13 protein-coding genes are annotated in these 17,276 nt (G+C 75.8%); 8 read left to right on the top strand and 5 right to left on the bottom strand.

Annotated elements, in window-relative coordinates; genetic code table 11:
- Nucleotides 1–88 precede the first annotated feature (88 nt).
- Nucleotides 89–1,930, bottom strand: a complete 1,842-nt coding sequence (locus tag AB0N76_RS23780; protein ID WP_363560030.1) for a DEAD/DEAH box helicase — start codon at nt 1,928–1,930, stop codon at nt 89–91.
- Nucleotides 1,931–2,636: 706 nt separating this feature from the next.
- On the opposite strand from AB0N76_RS23780, the gene AB0N76_RS23775 reads away from it, so the two are divergent.
- On the top strand, nt 2,637–3,368 hold the full coding sequence (locus tag AB0N76_RS23775; protein ID WP_363560028.1) for a ferritin-like fold-containing protein: 732 nt from the start codon (nt 2,637–2,639) through the stop codon (nt 3,366–3,368).
- 30 nt (nt 3,369–3,398) lie between these two features.
- On the opposite strand, the gene AB0N76_RS23770 is transcribed toward AB0N76_RS23775, so the two are convergent.
- The 3 genes from AB0N76_RS23770 to AB0N76_RS23760 all read right to left on the bottom strand — a co-directional run bounded on the left by AB0N76_RS23770 (nt 3,399) and on the right by AB0N76_RS23760 (nt 4,966).
- The gene (locus AB0N76_RS23770; protein WP_363560026.1) at nt 3,399–3,716 is read right to left on the bottom strand and encodes a hypothetical protein; all 318 of its coding nucleotides are present in this window, start codon (nt 3,714–3,716) and stop codon (nt 3,399–3,401) included.
- Nucleotides 3,717–3,920: 204 nt separating this feature from the next.
- Nucleotides 3,921–4,148 (bottom strand): DUF3107 domain-containing protein, encoded by a 228-nt coding sequence (locus tag AB0N76_RS23765; protein ID WP_363560024.1) that lies wholly within the window; start codon nt 4,146–4,148, stop codon nt 3,921–3,923.
- 176 nt (nt 4,149–4,324) lie between these two features.
- Entirely contained in the window at nt 4,325–4,966 is a 642-nt protein-coding gene (locus tag AB0N76_RS23760; RefSeq protein ID WP_363560022.1) for a TetR/AcrR family transcriptional regulator, read from the bottom strand.
- A 245-nt stretch (nt 4,967–5,211) separates the two neighbouring features.
- On the opposite strand from AB0N76_RS23760, the gene AB0N76_RS23755 reads away from it, so the two are divergent.
- The 5 genes from AB0N76_RS23755 to moeZ all read left to right on the top strand — a co-directional run bounded on the left by AB0N76_RS23755 (nt 5,212) and on the right by moeZ (nt 12,260).
- Complete coding sequence (locus tag AB0N76_RS23755; RefSeq protein WP_363560020.1) at nt 5,212–6,156, top strand: alpha/beta hydrolase; 945 nt, start codon at nt 5,212–5,214, stop codon at nt 6,154–6,156.
- A gap of 388 nt (nt 6,157–6,544) precedes the next feature.
- Complete coding sequence (locus tag AB0N76_RS23750; RefSeq protein WP_363560018.1) at nt 6,545–8,545, top strand: DUF3492 domain-containing protein; 2,001 nt, start codon at nt 6,545–6,547, stop codon at nt 8,543–8,545.
- Nucleotides 8,545–9,705: a hypothetical protein gene (locus tag AB0N76_RS23745; RefSeq protein ID WP_363560016.1), complete on the top strand. Its 1,161-nt coding sequence runs from the start codon at nt 8,545–8,547 to the stop codon at nt 9,703–9,705. The genes AB0N76_RS23750 and AB0N76_RS23745 overlap by 1 nt, the downstream gene beginning before the upstream one ends.
- Before the next feature lie 123 nt (nt 9,706–9,828).
- Entirely contained in the window at nt 9,829–10,830 is a 1,002-nt protein-coding gene (locus tag AB0N76_RS23740; RefSeq protein ID WP_363560014.1) for an NAD-dependent epimerase/dehydratase family protein, read from the top strand.
- A gap of 251 nt (nt 10,831–11,081) precedes the next feature.
- On the top strand, nt 11,082–12,260 hold the full coding sequence (gene moeZ / locus AB0N76_RS23735; RefSeq protein ID WP_363560012.1) for an adenylyltransferase/sulfurtransferase MoeZ: 1,179 nt from the start codon (nt 11,082–11,084) through the stop codon (nt 12,258–12,260).
- Nucleotides 12,261–12,318: 58 nt separating this feature from the next.
- On the opposite strand, the gene AB0N76_RS23730 is transcribed toward moeZ, so the two are convergent.
- On the bottom strand, nt 12,319–15,090 hold the full coding sequence (locus tag AB0N76_RS23730; protein WP_363560010.1) for a lysylphosphatidylglycerol synthase transmembrane domain-containing protein: 2,772 nt from the start codon (nt 15,088–15,090) through the stop codon (nt 12,319–12,321).
- A 134-nt stretch (nt 15,091–15,224) separates the two neighbouring features.
- On the opposite strand from AB0N76_RS23730, the gene AB0N76_RS23725 reads away from it, so the two are divergent.
- Both AB0N76_RS23725 and AB0N76_RS23720 read left to right on the top strand, forming a co-directional pair.
- Nucleotides 15,225–15,581 (top strand): MGMT family protein, encoded by a 357-nt coding sequence (locus AB0N76_RS23725; protein WP_363560008.1) that lies wholly within the window; start codon nt 15,225–15,227, stop codon nt 15,579–15,581.
- A gap of 115 nt (nt 15,582–15,696) precedes the next feature.
- The coding region (locus AB0N76_RS23720) for a UvrD-helicase domain-containing protein (RefSeq protein WP_363560006.1) at nt 15,697–17,276 on the top strand (1,580 nt) is incomplete at its 3' end.

The raw sequence follows: 17,276 nt of genomic DNA, 5'->3' as shown, positions 1-17,276 counted from the left end.
GGAGGGGCGGCCCGTGGAAACCGGGCCGCCCCTCCGGGCGGTGCTACGTGCAGCGCTGTGCGGCGCTGCGTGCGGTGCCGCGTGCGGATCAGCTCTCCGGGGTCGCCTCGGGGGCGGCCGCCGGGCGGCGGGTCCGGGTGCGGCGGCGCGGGGCCGCGGCCTCGGCCGGGGCGTCGGCGGTGCCCTCCGCGGGAGCGGCGGCGGCCTCGGCCGGAGCCTCGGTCTTCTTCGCCCGGGTCCGGGTGCGCTTCGGCTTCTCCGCCGCGGCCGGCTCGGCGGCGACGGGCGCCTCGGCGGCCGCGGCCTTGCTGGCCGCGGCCTTGGTGGCACCGGTCTTCGCGGCCGGGGCCTTGGCGGCCGGAGCCTCGACGACGGCGGCGGCCTCGACGGTCACGGCCGCCTCGGCGGCCGCGCCCTCACCGGACGCCGCACCGCGCGAGCGGCGGCGACGGCGGCGCGGGGCCGCGCCCTCGCCCTCGGCGGCCTCGACCGCCGGAGCCTCCGGACCGGTCGGAGCGGCGGTGCGGGTCGCCGCCTCGGCGACGACCTCCCCGGCCGTGCCCTCGACCGTGCCCTCGACAGCCCCCTCGACCGACGAGCCGCGGCGGGTGCGCCGACGCTCGCGGGTCTTGCGGGCCGGCTTCTCCTCGGCGACGACGGCCTCGGCGGCACCGGACCGGCCGGAGCCGCTCCGCCCGCCCCGGCCACGCCCGCCGGCCGGACGCGAACCGCGCCCGCCGGTCTCGCCGAGGTCCTCGACCTCCTCCGCGCCGAGCCCGGCCCGGGTCCGCTCCGAGCGCGGCAGCACGCCGGTGGTGCCCTTGGCGATGTGCAGCAGCTCGTACAGGTGCGGCGAGGTGGAGTAGGTCTCCTCCGGCTCGTTGAACGACAGCTCCAGCGCCTTGTTGATCAGCTGCCAGCGCGGGATGTCGTCCCAGTCGACCAGGGTGACGGCGGTACCCGAGGCGCCGGCCCGGCCGGTGCGGCCGATCCGGTGCAGGTAGGTCTTCTCGTCCTCCGGGCACTGGTAGTTGATGACGTGCGTGACGCCCTCGACGTCGATGCCGCGGGCCGCGACGTCGGTGCAGACCAGCACGTCGACCTTGCCGTTGCGGAACGCCCGCAGCGCCTGCTCGCGCGCGCCCTGGCCCAGGTCGCCGTGGACGGCGCCGGACGCGAAGCCGCGCTGGGTCAGCTGGTCGGCGACGTCGGCGGCGGTCCGCTTGGTGCGGCAGAAGATCATCGCCAGCCCGCGGCCGTCGGCCTGCAGGATGCGCGAGACCATCTCGACCTTGTCCAGCGAGTGGGCGCGGAAGATGTGCTGCTCGATGTTGGCGACCGTGGTGCCGGTGTCGTCCGGCGCGGTGGCCCGGATGTGGGTCGGCTGGCTCATGTACCGGCGGGCGAGGCTGATGACCTGGCCCGGCATGGTCGCCGAGAACAGCAGGGTCTGCCGCTTGGCGGGCAGCATGGTGATGATCTTCTCGACGTCCGGGAGGAAGCCGAGGTCGAGCATCTCGTCGGCCTCGTCCAGGACCAGCGCGCGGACCTTGGAGAGGTCCAGCTTCTTCTGGCCGGCCAGGTCGAGCAGACGGCCCGGGGTGCCGACGACGATGTCGACGCCCTTCTTCAGCGCCTCCACCTGCGGCTCGTAGGCGCGGCCGCCGTAGACGGCGAGCACGCGGACGTCGCGGACCTTGCCGGCGGTCTGCAGGTCGTTGGTGACCTGGGTGCACAGCTCGCGGGTCGGGACGACGATCAGCGCCTGCGGGGACTCGGAGAGCTGCTCCTCGTCCGCGCGCCCGGCGTCGATGTCGGCGCGTACGACGACCCGCTCGATCAGCGGGAGGCCGAAGCCGAGCGTCTTGCCGGTGCCGGTCTTGGCCTGGCCGATGACGTCGTGGCCGGTCAGCGCGACCGGCAGGGTCATCTCCTGGATGGGGAACGGGTGGACGATGCCGACGGCCTCCAGGGCCTCGGCGGTCTCCGGGAGGATCCCCAGGTCCCGGAACGTGGTCTTCGTGGGTTCAGCGGTGGTGGACAGGGTGCTGCCTCTTCCGTGTGGGAGGGGCCGAGAGCGAGCGACGGGCGGGCAGCCGCGCGGCTGCGAACGGGCCTGGGCGGCCCCGAATACAGCTGCGCGGACGCACAACCGCGCCGGTCCCTGCGGCCGGCCGGTGCGCGCGGCCCGGTCAAGGGGCGCGTCGCCGGCGGCGTCGGGGAGGATTCCCGTGAGGGACCTGCGCGGGACCATGCGCCGGGATGGCGCGGTCTCGGCGGCCCTCGCTCGGCCACTGATGCGGTGCCAAGGCTTGAAGTCCAAGCCCTGGTCGGAGCCGATCGGCTCTCCGACCGGGCATCCGCGTACGTTGAGAACCCGTGCTTCCGGTGCGACAGTCCTGACGGACGGAACCGCTTCGGAGCGGGCTTGCCCGGCACACCGAGACGGCGGTGACACCGTGCGAGCACGACGGGCCTCCGTACCACCATACAGTCACCCGACGACTCGAACACGTGACGCGGACGACATCGCAGGTCGGAGGGGTGGCGGCGAGACCGTCACGGAGGCGGCCGGGCCGGGCGCGGGGCGTGTGCGGGGCGCGGCCCGGGACGGACCGGGACTAAGGTGGCGGGTCATGGAGAACCGTGGTGAGACGCAGGACGACGTGGCGGCCGGCTCGATCGGCGACTGGGCGACCCGCGCGGCCGACCCGGGCTACCGGGCCGCCGTGCTGGACCTGCTCGGCGCCCTCGCGTACGGCGAGCTGAGCGCCTTCGAGCGGCTCGCCGAGGACGCCAAGCTCGCCCCCGACCTGGCCGACAAGGCGGCGCTGGCCCGGATGGCCTCCGCCGAGTTCCAGCACTACCAGCGCCTGCACGACCGGCTCGCCGAGATCGGCGCCGACCCGGAGGAGGCGATGCGCCCCTTCGTCGAGCCGCTGGAGCTGTTCCACCGGATGACGGCGCCCTCGGACTGGCTGGAGGGCCTGGTCAAGGCCTACGTCGGCGACGCGATCGCGACCGACTTCTACCGCGAGGTGGCCGTCCGGCTGGACGACGACACCCGCGAGCTGGTGCTCGGCGTCATGTCGGACACCGGTCACGCGCAGTTCGCGGTGGACAAGGTCCGCCAGGCGATCGAGGCCGACCCGCGGGCCGGCGGCCGGCTGGCGCTCTGGGGCCGACGGCTGATGGGCGAGGCGCTCAGCCAGGCCCAGCGGGTGGTGGCCGAGCGGGACGCGCTGTCCAACCTGCTGGTCGGCGGCGTCCAGGTGCAGGGCTTCGACCTGGTCGAGGTCGGCAAGATGTTCAACCGGATCACCGAGGCGCACACCAAGCGGATGGCCGCCCTCGGCCTGGCGTCGTAGCGCCTCCCGGCCGCGGGAGGCCCCGAGCCGTCAGGCGGGCCGGTGCCGCCGGTGCGCGCCCGCCCGGTGCGGGCGGTGCCGGTGCGCCGGCTGGCGGCCGGCGGCCAGGTCGGGCCGGGCCAGCACCGAGGTGAGCAGCGCCGAGGCGACCGCCGAGATCGCGATGCTCGCCGCCGGGTACCCGCCGTTCAGCGTGAAGTGCGCGACCACCCCGGTGAGCAGCGCCGAGCCGAGGGCGGTGCCCAGGGTCAGCGCCGGCCCGGACGGGAACAGATCGCGCATCGACACCAGCGCGGTGGCGCCGACGATCAGGCCGACGAGGGCGAAGGCGAGCGTCTCGACCAGCAAGGGAGCCTCCCCGGGGGTGCGGGCGCGCGGCGCACGGTCGGCCGCACTGTCGCCGTACCCCGGCAGTCCCACCCGTACACCCCGGACCCCCGCCGACGGCCGGTAGCGGCCACGACGGGCCCCGGCCCGGACGGCCCCGGACGCGACGGTGCCCCGCCCCCTCGACGGAGGGGACGGGGCACCGGGGGTACCGCGTGTTACAGCTCAGAGCGTGCCGAAACCGACCTTGCGGACGGCCTGCTCGCCGATCTCGACATACGCCAGGCGATCGGCCGGGACGATGACGCGGCGGCCGTGCTCGTCGGCCAGCGTGAGGAGCTTCTCGGTGCCCTCCAGCGCCTTCGCGACCGCGCTCTGGACCTCATCGGCAGTCTGCGAGCTCTCGATCACGATCTCTCGCGGCGCGTTCTGCACGCCGATCTTGACCTCCACGGCTTCCGTCCCTCCGGGGTTGCAGCCATCCACGCGCGGGCACCGGACCGCCTGGGACAAGCGTTCGCGACGACCGCGCCGTACGGCTTCACCATAGAGCACCGGATCGGCGCCGAGGCCAAGGTCGAACGATCACCGATCGACCACCCGCCTGGTCACCGCCCGGGGGCGGGGGTCTACGGCGCGTCGGTGTTGGGGTGCATCGGGAAGCCCTTCAGCCCGCGCCAGGCCAGGCTGGCGACCAGCCGGACGGCCTCGTCGCGCGGGATCTCCAGGCCCTGCGAGAGCCAGTACCGGGCGGTGATCTGGGCCAGGCCGCAGACGCCCGCGGCGAGCAGCTTGGACTCCGACTGCGGCAGGTCGGTGTCCTCCTGGATCACCCGGCTGACCAGCGTCGCGCTGGCCTCGGCGGCCCGCTCGACCCGCTCGCGCACGGCCGGCTCGTTGGTCAGGTCCGACTCGAAGACCAGCCGGAACGCGCCGGACTCGCTGGACACGTAGTTGAAGTACGCCTCCATCGTCGCGGCCACCCGGAGCTTGTTGTCGGTGGTCGTCTCCAGCGCCTCGCGGGTCGACTCGACCAGGGCGTCGCAGTGCTTGTCCAGCAGCGCCAGGTAGAGCTCCAGCTTCCCGGGGAAGTGCTGGTACAGGACCGGCTTGCTCACCCCGGCGCGGTCGGCGATGTCGTCCATGGCGGCCGCGTGGTAACCCTGCGCGACGAACACCTCCTGGGCGGCACCGAGCAGTTGTTCACGGCGGGCGCTTCGCGGCAGGCGGGCACCGCGCGGGCGCTCCTGCGCCTCCTGGATGGCCGTCACGGCGCTCCTCACTTCACGGGTCGTACGGGGTCGGCAAGATGACCGATTCTACTTTCGGGTAACCGCCTTCGCGCTTGGCGGGCGCGAGAAAAGTGACGATCCCCCTTGTCAGGAGCCCACAATACGGCGCCCACCACGGCCATCGGCAGTGCTGCGGACGAGGGAATGGGACGACCTCCCGGCAGCGGTCCGGCACCGGCCCGGGCGCGGGACGCCGCGGTACCGGCTCACTACCATCGTCCACCATGAACAGCGCTGAGCAGCAGATACTCCCGGAACCGGCCGCCCCGGCGCCGTTCCGCACCGTCGAGGTGCCCGGCGCCGTACTGGCGGTGCACCGGCCCGCGAGCGCGTCCGAGGGCGCCCCCGCGGCGGCCGACGGACGGGCGCCGGCGCTGTTCGTGCACGGGCTCGGCGGCTCGGCGGCCAACTGGACGGCCCTGATGGACCGGCTCACCGGCGAGGTCGACGCCGAGGCCGTGGACCTGCCCGGCTTCGGCCACTCCGCCCCGCCCACCGACGGCAACCTCAGCCTCTCCGGACACGTCCGCGCCGTCATCGGCTACCTGGAGGCGGCCGGCCGCGGCCCGGTCCACCTGTTCGGCAACTCGCTCGGCGGCGCCGTCTCGGTCCGGCTCGCCGCGCTCCGCCCCGACCTCGTCCGCAGCCTCACCCTGGTCTCGCCCGCGCTGCCGGAACTGCCCCCGCAGCGCACCGCCTGGCCCACCGGGCTGCTCGCCGTCCCCGGCGTCCCCGGGCTGCTGCGCCGGCTGCCGGCCGGGGAGCGGGACGTCGAGCGGGCCACCGACGAACTGCTGCGACTGGTCTACGGCGACCCGGACGGCCTGCCCGCGGCCACCCGGGCCGAGGCGGTCGCCCAGTACCGGCGGCGGCTGGAGCTGCCGTACGCGATGCAGGCGCTGGTCGGCTCGGCGCGCGGGATCGTCTCCGCCTACACCGAGCGCGGCGACCAGGCGCTCTGGCGGCAGGCCGCCCGGGTGACCGCCCCGGTGCTGCTGGTGTACGGGCTGCGCGACCGGCTGGTCTCGTACCGCTCGGCGCGGCGGGCCTGCGCGGCCTTCGCGGACTCCCGGCTGCTGGTGCTGCCGGACTCCGGGCACGTGGCGATGATGGAGCACCCCGACGCGGTCGCCCGGGAGGTGCGGGAGCTGCTGAGCCGCACGCCCTGAGCCGCGAAGCCGCGAAGCCGCGAAGCAGGGCACGACGGATACCCCGTGATCGGCCGCCGTTAACGCCAAGATCGGGAAGAGGTCACTCCGGTTCACTCGTTCAGGTGGCAACCAGGCATGTGACCGATGGATTGCCGTAGGCCGGTCCTACCTTTCTGCTGTCGGACCGAACAGGTGTGGGGGAGACACGGCCGCCGGAGGACCCGGAGGGCGGCCGCGGGCGGTACCGGCCCGGGCCGCGGGGTCCGCGGCGGGCCGCCGCCGTGCCGCCCCCGGGCCGGACGTGTCGAACGCGAGGCGGCCGGGCGCCGATCGAACCGCCCGGTTCCACCCGGTCCGCCCAGCCCGCCCAGCCATCCGTCGATCCGCTCTGCTCTGGAGGTCTCCCGTGCGCGTTGCACTGCTCACCGAGGGTGTGCGCCCGCACGCCCGGCGTGGCGCCGGCGGCTGGTGCGACCGGCTGGTGGACGGCCTGGGCGAGCACGAGTTCACCTGGTACGTCCTCGCCGGGACGGCCGGACAGGCCGGGGCCGCCCCCGCCCCGGACCCCGACGGCCGGCGGCCCGCGTCGTACGAACTCGCCCTCTGGGGGCGCCGCCCGGCCGGCCGCGCGCCCGGCGCGCTGCGCAGACGCCAGTACGCCGACGCCTACGAGCAACTGGTCCGGTCCCTGCTGCGGCCCGGCGAGCGCACCGCCTTCGGCCCCGGCCTGTACCGGCTCGCCGAACTCGCCCGGGCGGACGGCGCGCTGCCCGCCTTCCTGGTCTCCGACCGGGCCCGGCGCGTCCTGGAACGGGTCTGGCGCTCGCCCGGCGCCGACACCTCCGCCGGACAGCCGCTGGTCTGCGACGTCCTGGTCGCCGCCGACCTGCTCGAACAGTGCCTGCGACCGCTCACCGCCCCCTGGTACGGCACCGCGCCCGGCGGCCTCGGCGCCGCCGACCTCTGCCACGTCGTCGGCGGCGGCCCGGCCGCGCTGCCCGCGCTGGTCGCCAAGCAGCTGCACGGGGTGCCGTTCGTGGTCACCGAGCACGGGCTGCACCTGCGCGAGCAGTACCTCGGTTACCGCGAGGCCCCCTACCGGTGGCCGGTCCGGGCGCTGCTGCTCGCCTTCTTCCGGGCGCTCACCGAGGAGACCTACCGGCAGGCCGCCGTGCTGACCCCCGGCAGCGCCCACGACCAGCAGTGGCAGCAGCGCTGCGGAGCCGACCCGGCGCGCACCCGGGTGGTGTACGAGGGGACCCCGGCGGTCGACCGGCCCGCCGCGGGCGCCGAACCGGCCGTCCCGACCCTGGTCTGGGCGGGCGCCCTGGAACCCGGCCGCGACCCCGAACTCGCCCTGCACGCCTTCGCCCGGGTCCGCGCCGAACTGCCCGCCGCGCGGCTGGTCGTCCACGGCGAGGAGGGCGTCCCCGGCTACCGGGCGCACTGCGCGGCCGTCGCCGAACGGCTCGGGATCGGCGGGGCGGTCGAGTTCGCCGGGCGGCCGCGCGCGGCGGCGGACGCCTGGGCGGACGGCACCGTCGTGGTCTTCTCCGCGCTCTCCCAGCGCCGGCCCCGGCTGCTGGCCGACGCGATGCTGAGCGGCCGGGCGGTGGTCGCCACGGACGTCGGGGTGGCCCGCGAGGTGGTCGGCCCGACCGGGCTGCTCGTCCCGCCGCGCGACCCGCAGGCGCTGGCCGGGGCCTGCCTCGCCCTGCTGCGCGACGAGGAACGCCGGGCCCGGCTCGGCCTGGCCGGCCGCCTGCGGGCGCAGGAACGCTTCGCCGTCGAACCCGTGATCGGCGCCTTCCGGGAGATCTACCTGGAGCTGGTCTCGCACTGGCCCGCCTTCCCGGCCGCCGCCCCCGGGCCGCGCGCCGGGCGGCCCCAGCCGTTCGCCCGCCCGGCCGAGTACTGGCTGACCGACCGCCGGACCGCCGCCGCCCCGGGCCCGGACGGCACCGTCGAGGACCAGGCGGACGACTCCCCGGACGGCACCCCGGCAGCCGGGACCGACGCGCCCGCGGCGGGTGGCTGTGCGTCGCCCGGGGGCGCGGTGGGGGCGTCCGGTCGCCTGACGGCCGGGGCGGCGGGTGGTGCAACGGGTGGTGCGGCGCGGTCCGCGGCTGCGGTGGACGGTGTGGGGCCGGAGGGCGCGGTGGGGCTGCTCGACGCCGATCGCGGGGCGGCTGGTGCCGCGCGGTCGGTCGCCGCGCCGGGCGGTGCGGATGTGGTGGGGCTGCCCGAGGCCGGGTGCGTGGTGAGTGGTGGCGCGGACGGGGCTTGGGGGACGGTGGTGCCGCTCGGGGGTGAGCGGGCCGGGGCGGGTGGCGGGCGGGGGGAGAGCCGGGCGGCGGGTCCGGACGGGGCGTCCGACCGCTCCGGTGCGCTCGCGGAGGCGGTCTGATGGCGACCGGTGGAGGCGTGGCCCCGGGGTCGGCGCCGCTGGCCGAGGTCCCCGGCGGCCGCGAGCCGTCCGGGGACCCGGTGCGCGAGCTGATGGCGGAGCACCGGGTGCTCTGCGAGCGGGCCGTCGACCCGCTGGAGATCGCCGCCGGGCTGGAGGAGGCCGGGCTGGGCCGGTCCGCCGCCGCCCGCTGCCGGCACGCCGACCTGTTCTCGCTCGCCGAGGAGCTGTACGCCCGGGTGCCGCCCCGCCCGCCCGGGGCGGAGCCGGCCGCGCCGGTGGAGAGCTGGCAGCGGCGGTGCGGGGTGGCGCTGCGGACCTCGGCGCTGGCCGCGCTCCCGTGCGCGGCGGCGGCCGCCCTCGGCGGGGGCCGGCCCGTGCTGCTGGCGGCGGCCGTCCCGCTCGCGCTCGTCCCGGCGGCGTCCGGCACACCCGGGGAGCCCGGACCGACCGGCTCCCCGTGGCGGACGGCGGCGGCGGGTGCGGACGCGGCCCCGGACGGCCCGACTGCGGACGCCCCGACCGCGGACGCCCCGGACCGGCGGACCGACCGGCGCCGCCGCTGGACGCCGGGGGCGCAGGGCGCCGGGGTGGCCGGGCTGCTGCTGGTGCCGCTGGCCGTGGCCGCCGACGGGCCGGGGGAGTGGCGGGTGACCGCCGCGCTGGTGCTGGCGGCGGCGCTGTCGGCCGGGTCGGCGGAGTGGGCGGCCCGGTGGCTGCGGCACGTCGGCCGGGGCCACCTGGGCGCGGCGGCGACGCTGGCCGAGTTCCGGTCCCGGATGCGGCCGGTGCTGCCGGTGGCGCTGGCGCTGCACCTGGCGGTGCTGGCGGTGCTGACCTTCGCCGCGCTCGCCGTGCTGACCGCGGTCGCCCCGCGCCCGGGGCCCGGGCACGGCGGCGGGCTGCTGCACCTGGCGGCGGAGCGGGCCGGGCCCGTGCAGTGGGCGGCGCAGGGCGTGCTCGGCCTGCTGCTGGTGCTGGTCGCGCTGCTGGCCCGGTGCGGCCGGGCCGGGGCCGCCGCGCTGGGCGCGCTGGCCGGGGCGGCGGGTACCGCGGCGCCGCCCGGGCCGCTGGCCGGGCTGTGCGGCGGCGGGGCGGTCGCGCTGGCGCTGCTCGCCTACGCGTGGCCGGTGCTGGGCCGTCCCGATGCGTACCGCTGACCGCGCGCCGGCCGCCCGCCCGCCCGTACCTCCGGCCCTCCGGGCCGCTCGATTTCCCGTTGTTCACGTTCACTCGGACCCGCCAGGCCGTACCCGGTCTGGCTTCGTGGAAGGACGCCCCCGATGAGGGTGCTGCTGCTGGGCGCCGACGGCTTCATCGGCCGTCGGGTCACCGATCGCCTGCTCGTGGATCCGGAGTTGCAGGTGACGGTGCTCGGCCGGCGTGACTCCGCCGACATCCGTTTCGACCTGACCACCGGCAGTCCGGGCGCGCTGGCCCGGTTCCTGGACGCGGTCGCGCCGCAGGTGGTGATCAATTGCGCGGGTGCCACCTACGGCAGTTCGCGCACGCTGATCCGGGCCAACACGCTCGCGGTGGCGACCGTCTGCGAGGGGATCCGGCGCAGCCGGGAGCCGGCCCGGCTGGTGCACGTCGGTTCGGCGGCCGAGTACGGGCCGGTGCCGGGCGGGGTGCCGGTGTCGGAGAGCGCCGAGCCGCGCCCGGTGGGCCCGTACGGGGTGTCGAAGCTGGCCGGGACGGAGCTGGTGCTGGCCTCGGGGCTGGACGCGGCGGTGCTGCGGGTGTTCGACGTGGTGGGGCCGGGGGCGCCGACCGCCTCGCTGTTCGGCCGGCTGGCCGAGGGGCTGCGGCGGGCGCTGGAGCGGGAGGAGTCCCAGGTGCGGATGCCGGACCTGTCCGGATACCGGGATTTCGTGGACGTCCGGGACGTCGCGCGGGCGATCCAGGCGGCGGCGGTGTCGGCCGCGACGGGCGTGATCAACGTCGGCAGCGGGCACGCCGTCCGGGCCCGGGAGGCGGCCCAGCTGCTGGTCCGGGCGTCCGGCTTCGAGGGGTCGATCGTGGAGGAGAACCGGCAGGTCCTGCTGCCCGCGCAGGCCGGCGGGACGGTCGAGCACCTGGCCGGGCACGGGGTCGGCCACCACCTGCCGGGCCACCGTCCGGTGGAGCCGCGGCCGGTGGAGGGCCGGGTCGCGGCGGGGGAGCCGGTGCCGTGGCGGCAGGCGGACGTGCGGACCGCCCGGGACCGTCTCGGCTGGCGGACACAGGTGCCGCTGGAGGAGTCGCTGGGGGACGTCTGGCTGGAGACGGCCTGCCGGGTCTGACCCGGCGGCGGGGCCCGGTCCGGGCCGTGACCAGGCCCGGACCGGGCCCGGAGCGGCCGCGGACCGGGCCTTCGCCGTGGTCCCACCATCCGGCGCGGCCCGTCTCGCCCATCGGACGAGCTGTCTCGGAATACCGGGGCGGCATGACACTGTTGGCGTAGCAGAGCCACCTCGGTGGCGGAGCAACACGCCCCTTGCACGCCCCTAGAGGTTGGCCCTGGCCACCCGAACTGACGACCATCGGAGTCCCCGTGTCGCTGCCACCCCTGGTCGAGCCGGCCGACGAGCTCACCGTCGACGAGGTCCGCAGGTACTCCCGCCACCTGATCATCCCCGACGTGGGCATGGCCGGGCAGAAGCGGCTGAAGAACGCCAAGGTGCTGTGCGTCGGCGCCGGCGGCCTCGGCTCGCCCGCGCTGATGTACCTGGCCGCGGCCGGCGTCGGCACGCTCGGAATCGTCGAGTTCGACGTGGTCGACGAGTCCAACCTGCAGCGGCAGATCATCCACGGCCAGTCCGACATCGGCCGCTCCAAGGCCGAGTCGGCGCGGGACTCGGTCAAGGAGATCAACCCCTACGTCGACGTGATCCTGCACGAGGACCGCCTCGACAACTCCAACGTCATGGAGATCTTCGCCGGCTACGACCTGATCGTGGACGGTACCGACAACTTCGCCACCCGCTACCTGGTGAACGACGCCGCGGTGCTGCTCGGCAAGCCGTACGTGTGGGGCTCGATCTACCGCTTCGACGGCCAGGCCAGCGTGTTCTGGGCCGAGCACGGCCCGTGCTACCGCTGCCTCTACCCGGAGGCGCCGCCGCCGGGCATGGTCCCGTCCTGCGCCGAGGGCGGCGTGCTGGGCGTGCTGTGCGCGTCGATCGGCTCGATCCAGGTCACCGAGGCGATCAAGCTGCTGGCCGGGGTCGGCGACCCGCTGGTCGGCCGGCTGATGATCTACGACGCCCTGGAGATGAACTACCGCCAGGTGAAGGTCCGCAAGGACCCGGACTGCGCGGTCTGCAGTGAGAACCCGACCGTCACCGAGCTGATCGACTACGAGGCCTTCTGCGGCGTCGTGTCGGAGGAGGCGCAGGCGGCGGCCGCCGGTTCGACGATCACCTCGAAGCAGCTCAAGGAGTGGCAGGACGAGCAGGAGGACATCTTCCTGATCGACGTCCGCGAGCCCGGCGAGTACGAGATCGTCAGCATCCCCGGCGCGGTGCTGATCCCGAAGAACGAGTTCCTGATGGGCAACGCGCTGGAGCAGCTGCCGCAGGACAAGAAGATCGTGCTGCACTGCAAGTCGGGCGTCCGCTCGGCCGAGGTGCTGGCCGTGGTGAAGTCGGCCGGCTTCGCCAACGCCGTCCACCTGGGCGGCGGCGTCCTCGGCTGGGTGAACCAGATCGAGCCGCACAAGCCGGTGTACTAGGTCGTACGAACGCAGGAAGGGCCCGCTCCGGCGGGCCCTTCCGCGTTTCCGCCCTGAACTACAGCGCGCCCTTGCGCTGGAGCACGTTGTAGGAGATCCAGCCGGGCAGCACCGGCAGCCAGAAGGTGAGCGCCCGGTAGAGGAACACCGCCGGGGTGGCGACGGTCGGCGGCACGTCGGCGACGGTGAGCGCGCCGATCAGCGCGACCTCGACCGGGCCGATGCCGCCCGGGGTGGGGATGGCCGAGCCGGCCGCGTTGGCGGTCAGGAAGACCACCGCGACCGCCGAGAACGAGATCGAGCCGCCGAAGGCCTGCACCGAGGCGTCCAGGCAGGCGGTGAAGGACAGCGTCAGCAGCAGGATGCCGCCGAAGCCGGTGATCAGCTTGCTGGGCGTCTGCATCAGGTCGAGCATCCGGGGCACCACCCCGAAGAACAGCGAGCGCAGCCGGTTCAGCACGAACCGGCGCAGCGGGGCGACCGCCGCGACCACCAGGGCCAGCACGGCGGCGCTCAGCACGCCGATGATCACCGCGCGGGAGGCGGAGAGGTCGCCGTTGGTCTGGCTGCCGGTGATCAGACCGAAGCTGAACAGCAGCAGCAGGTGCCCGGCCAGGCCGGCCAGCTGCGAGGCGCCGACCGAGGCGACCGCCTGGCCGGAGCGGATGCCCGCCTTCTGCAGGTAGCGGGTGTTCAGCGCGATCCCGCCGATCGCGGCGGGCGCGACCAGCTTCACGAAGGACCCGGCGAGCTGCGCGGCCACGGTGCGGCGGAACGGCAGCTTCTCCGGGACGAAGCCGGTCAGGCTCATCGAGGCCGCGATGTAGCTGAAGCCGGCCGCCGCGAGGGCCGCCGCCGCCCAGGCCCAGTTCATCTCGGAGAGCTTGAGCTGGGCCGGCTTCAGGGTGGTCAGCGCGAGGTAGGCGGCGAAGGTGAGCGCGATCACCATGATCAGCGTCTTCGGCTTGAGCCGCTCCAGCCTGGCCGGCTCCATCGGCGCCTCGGGGGCGATCTGCAGGATCTGGCCGCGGATCCGGCTGAGCAGGTCCTCGCCCGCGACCGCGATGTCCTCCTCGGCCTGCTGCTGGGTGCGCTCCCCGGCGGCGACCTGCTCCAGCGCCTTGGCCTGCGCGGAGGCCTTCCGCTCCTTGCCGGCCCGCTTCAGGTCGACGCGGGTGGAGCGGCTCATCCCGACCGGCTGGAGCAGCGGCAGCGCCTGGGCGACCCGGTCGGCGCCGAGCACCGCGTTGGCGGTGGCGACGGTGCGCTCGGGCCCGACCCGCAGGGCGAAGGTGGTGAGCAGCTGGGCGACGTCGATGCGCAGCGTCAGGTCGGTGGCGGCGATGTCCCCGCCGGACAGGTTGACCAGACAGGCCGTCTTCTCGTCGACGACCAGCAGCGACTCGCCGGTGAGCCGGCGGTGCGCGATCCGGCGCTCGTGCAGGGCGGCGACCGACTCCCACAGCGAGGCCATCACCTGGTCGGTGACCTCCTCGTCGGCGAGGTCGTCGAGGGGGCGGCCCTCGACGTTCTCGTAGACCAGGATCGCGGCGTCCGGGCCCAGCTCGGAGGTGGCGACCAGCTGCGGCGCGCGGGCGCCCGAGGCGGCCGCCGCGTAGGCGATCAGCGCCTCCTGCTCCAGCGCCTGGCGCAGCGACTGGGGGCTGCGCCGGACGGCGACCGAGCGCAGCCGCAGCCGTCGCCAGGCCCGGTAGAAGAAGCCGGAGGCCTGCTGCTCGCGGTCGACGATGTGGACGTCCAGCGGCGGGCCGCTCTGCTGGGCGACCAGGTAGCGGCGGGTGCCGCCGGGGGCGTCCGGGGCGCGGTGGGCGCTGGCCGGGGTGAAGCCGACCTTGCGCAGGCCGATCATCAGGTGCTGGCCGGTGGGCCGGATGTTCGGCGAGCCGATCGCGTACAGCGTGCCGTAGGCGACGGACCAGCCGATCAGCACGGTGAGCAGCAGGGACAGCGGGGTGGTGTAGCCGCCGAGCAGTTCGGTGATGCCGCTGAAGACCACGACCACCCAGAGCGCGACCCGCCAGCGCGGGCGGCTCGACATGCCGACGGCGGTCATGTAGGCGATCACCGGGGCGAGGTAGCCGTGCACCGGGTCGGTGAGGGTGGCGACGGAGTCCAGCGGGAACCGGGTCAGGGCGTCCCGGATGTGGTCGGAGGCGCCCTCGGCGACCCACCAGTCGATGCCCAGCGAGACGCCGTAGGCCAGCACCGAGGCGAGCACGCCGTCGGCGACCCGCAGGCCGTCGCGTTTGATCAGCCGCTCGACCGCGAAGGCGAGCGGGACGGCCAGCACGGCGACGTTGGAGATCAGACCGGTGATGGTGGAGAGCACCGGGGAGAAGCGGGGGGCGTTCTCGGCGATGTCGATCTCGATGCCGGTGGTGGTCGAGGTGGCCACCCCGGCGAGGACGAACACCGCGATGATGCCGAGCACGCCGGCCAGGAAGCGGATCAGGTCGGAGGGCCGGTGCGCGCGGGCGGCGAGCAGCGGCTCGTCGACGTCCAGGTGCGGGGCGTCGTCCAGCGGGTCGTGCGGCTCGGACCCGTCGGGCCCGGTCGCGGCCAGCGCGGTCGCCCCGGGCCCGGTCTCGGCGAGCGCGGCGGCGGGTGCGGGTGCGGGCGGCTGGGCCGGTACGGCGGCGGGCGCCCCGGGTCCGGGGTCGGTCGGCTGCGGGGTCTTGATCGTCCGGTCCTTGATCAGGGAGACTTCCGGGGACGGCGCGGCGGCGGGCTCACCGCCGGGACCTGCGGGCATGCTGTCGGAGGACTCGTCGGAGCCCTCGTCCACGCCCACGTCAGCCGTCCCGGTCATCTGGTCTTGTCCTCGTATCACCACTCACCGCCCCGAAGATGGTGGCATGCCGCGGCGCCCCGTGCTGGACAGGGGCCGGATCGGGCGCGGCGGATCGTTCGCACGACTCCCGCCGCCCGGCCGGATGCGGAAGAATGCCGCAGGTGACGGACGCCACCGACGACGCCGACCGCGGCGAGCTGCCGCCCTTCGCCGAACTCGTGCTCGACCTGACCGAGCGGATTCCACCCGGCCGGGTGATGACCTACGGCGACGTCGCCGAGTACCTCGGCCAGGGCGGCCCCCGCCAGGTCGGCCGGGTGATGGCCCTGTACGGCGGCGCGGTGCCCTGGTGGCGGGTGATCCGCGCCGACGGCCGGCTGCTGCCCGGCCACGAGCACCGCGCCCTCGCCCACTACGGCGAGGAGGGCACCCCGCTGCGCGAGCTCGCCGATCCGCCCCGGGTCGACCTGCGGCGCGCCCGCTGGGACGGCGGGCCGGCCGGGGACTGATGTCCCGGAATCCCGTGCGCGGACGGGAATGACGGGGCAGGATCGTAGGCTCGATACGGCGGGCCCCTCGGCGGGGCCCGCCCGCAGTTGCCCGAGCACGACCCCCAGGACACCCGTGAGCTCCCCCTACCGTCTGGTGCGCAGCCCCCTCGTGCCGCCCGCCCCGCCCCAGCTGGACGAGTACCAGCGCGCGGTGGCCGAGCACGCGGGCGGCCCGCTGCTGGTGCTCGCCGGACCGGGGACCGGCAAGACCACCACCCTCGTCGAGGCCGTCGCCCGGCGGATCGAACGCGGCGCCGACCCCGAGCGGATCCTCGTCCTCACCTTCAGCCGCAAGGCCGCGATGGAGCTGCGCGACCGGATGGCCGGCCGGCTCGGCGCCACCGCCGCCGGCGCCCGCGCCGCCGCCCCGCAGGCCACCACCTTCCACTCCTTCTGCTACGCCCTGCTCCGCGCCCACCAGGACCCGGCCGACTACGCCGAGCCGCTGCGCCTGCTCTCCGGCCCCGAGCAGGACGTCATGGTCCGCGAGCTGCTCGCCGGCGGCGCCGAGGACGCCAAGCGCGGCCGCTCCCGGATCGCCTGGCCGCTCGACCTGCGCGCCTGCCTCACCACCCGCGGCTTCGCCGACGAGGTCCGCGCCGTCCTCGCCCGCAGCCGCGAGCTCGGCCTCGGCGAGGCCGAGCTGGCCCGCTTCGCCGAGGGCGTCCAGCGCCCCGACTGGGCCGCCGCCGCGCACTTCCTCGCCGACTACCTCGACGTCCTCGACCTGCGCGGCGTCCTCGACTACGCCGAGCTGGTCCACCGGGCCGTGCTGCTCGCCGAACGCCCCGAGGTCGAGCAGAAGCTGCGCGCCCGCTACGACGCCGTCTTCGTCGACGAGTACCAGGACACCGACCCCGCCCAGGTCCGGCTGCTGCGCCGGCTCGCCGGGGGCGGCCGCGAACTGATCGCGGTCGGCGACCCCGACCAGTCCATCTACGCGTTCCGCGGCGCCGACATCAACGGCATCCTGGAGTTCCCGCAGACCTTCCGGCACGCCGACGGGCGCCCCGCCGACGTCAAGGTGCTGCGGGTCTCCCGCCGCTCCGGCGCCGTCCTGCTCGCCGCCGCTCGGGAGCTCACCCGCCGGATGCCGATGGGCCGGCTGCCCGCCGACAAGCTCGCCCAGCACCGCGCCCCGCTGCCCGCCCGGGAGGGCGGCCGGGTCGAGGTCTACACCTACCCGACCCCCGGCGCCGAGCTGGACTCGATCGCCGACCTGCTGCGCCGCGCCCACCTGGAGGACGGCGTGCCGTGGGGCGAGATGGCGGTCCTGGTCCGGGCCGGTGCCCGTTCCATCCCCGGGGTGCGGCGGGCGCTCGGCGCGGCCGGGGTGCCGCTGGAGATCGACGGCGACGACCTGCCGCTGCGCGAGGAGCCGGCCGTCGCCCAGCTGCTGCTCGCCCTGCGGGTCTGCGCCGAGCAGGCCGTCCGCTCCCGGCACGACCTCGCCGCCGACGACCCCGCAGCGGCGGACCGCCGGCCCGACCCGCTCACCACCGACCTCGCCCACACCCTGCTCACCGGCCCGCTCGGCGGCCTGGACGGCGCCGACCTGCGCCGGCTCGGCCGCGCGCTGCGCGAGGAGGAGCGCGCCGCGCTGCGCGCCGAGGCCCGCGCCGCCGCCGCGGCCGCCGACGCCGATGACGCGGG

Origin of the sequence: Kitasatospora sp. NPDC093806 (assembly GCF_040683335.1) — a bacterium.
Taxonomy (GTDB): Bacteria; Actinomycetota; Actinomycetes; order Streptomycetales; family Streptomycetaceae; genus Kitasatospora.
This window is presented reverse-complemented; position numbering and strand designations above follow the sequence as displayed.

Bases quoted from the DNA above. Each gene is read 5' to 3' on its own strand.
- AB0N76_RS23780 (WP_363560030.1), bottom strand. From the start codon at position 1,930: ATGACCCTGCCGGTCGCGCTGACCGGCCACGACGTCATCGGCCAGGCC.
- AB0N76_RS23775 (WP_363560028.1), top strand. From the start codon at position 2,637: ATGGAGAACCGTGGTGAGACGCAGGACGACGTGGCGGCCGGCTCGATC.
- AB0N76_RS23755 (WP_363560020.1), top strand. From the start codon at position 5,212: ATGAACAGCGCTGAGCAGCAGATACTCCCGGAACCGGCCGCCCCGGCG.
- AB0N76_RS23745 (WP_363560016.1), top strand. From the start codon at position 8,545: ATGGCGACCGGTGGAGGCGTGGCCCCGGGGTCGGCGCCGCTGGCCGAG.
- AB0N76_RS23740 (WP_363560014.1), top strand. From the start codon at position 9,829: ATGAGGGTGCTGCTGCTGGGCGCCGACGGCTTCATCGGCCGTCGGGTC.
- AB0N76_RS23730 (WP_363560010.1), bottom strand. From the start codon at position 15,090: ATGACCGGGACGGCTGACGTGGGCGTGGACGAGGGCTCCGACGAGTCC.
- AB0N76_RS23725 (WP_363560008.1), top strand. From the start codon at position 15,225: ATGCCGCAGGTGACGGACGCCACCGACGACGCCGACCGCGGCGAGCTG.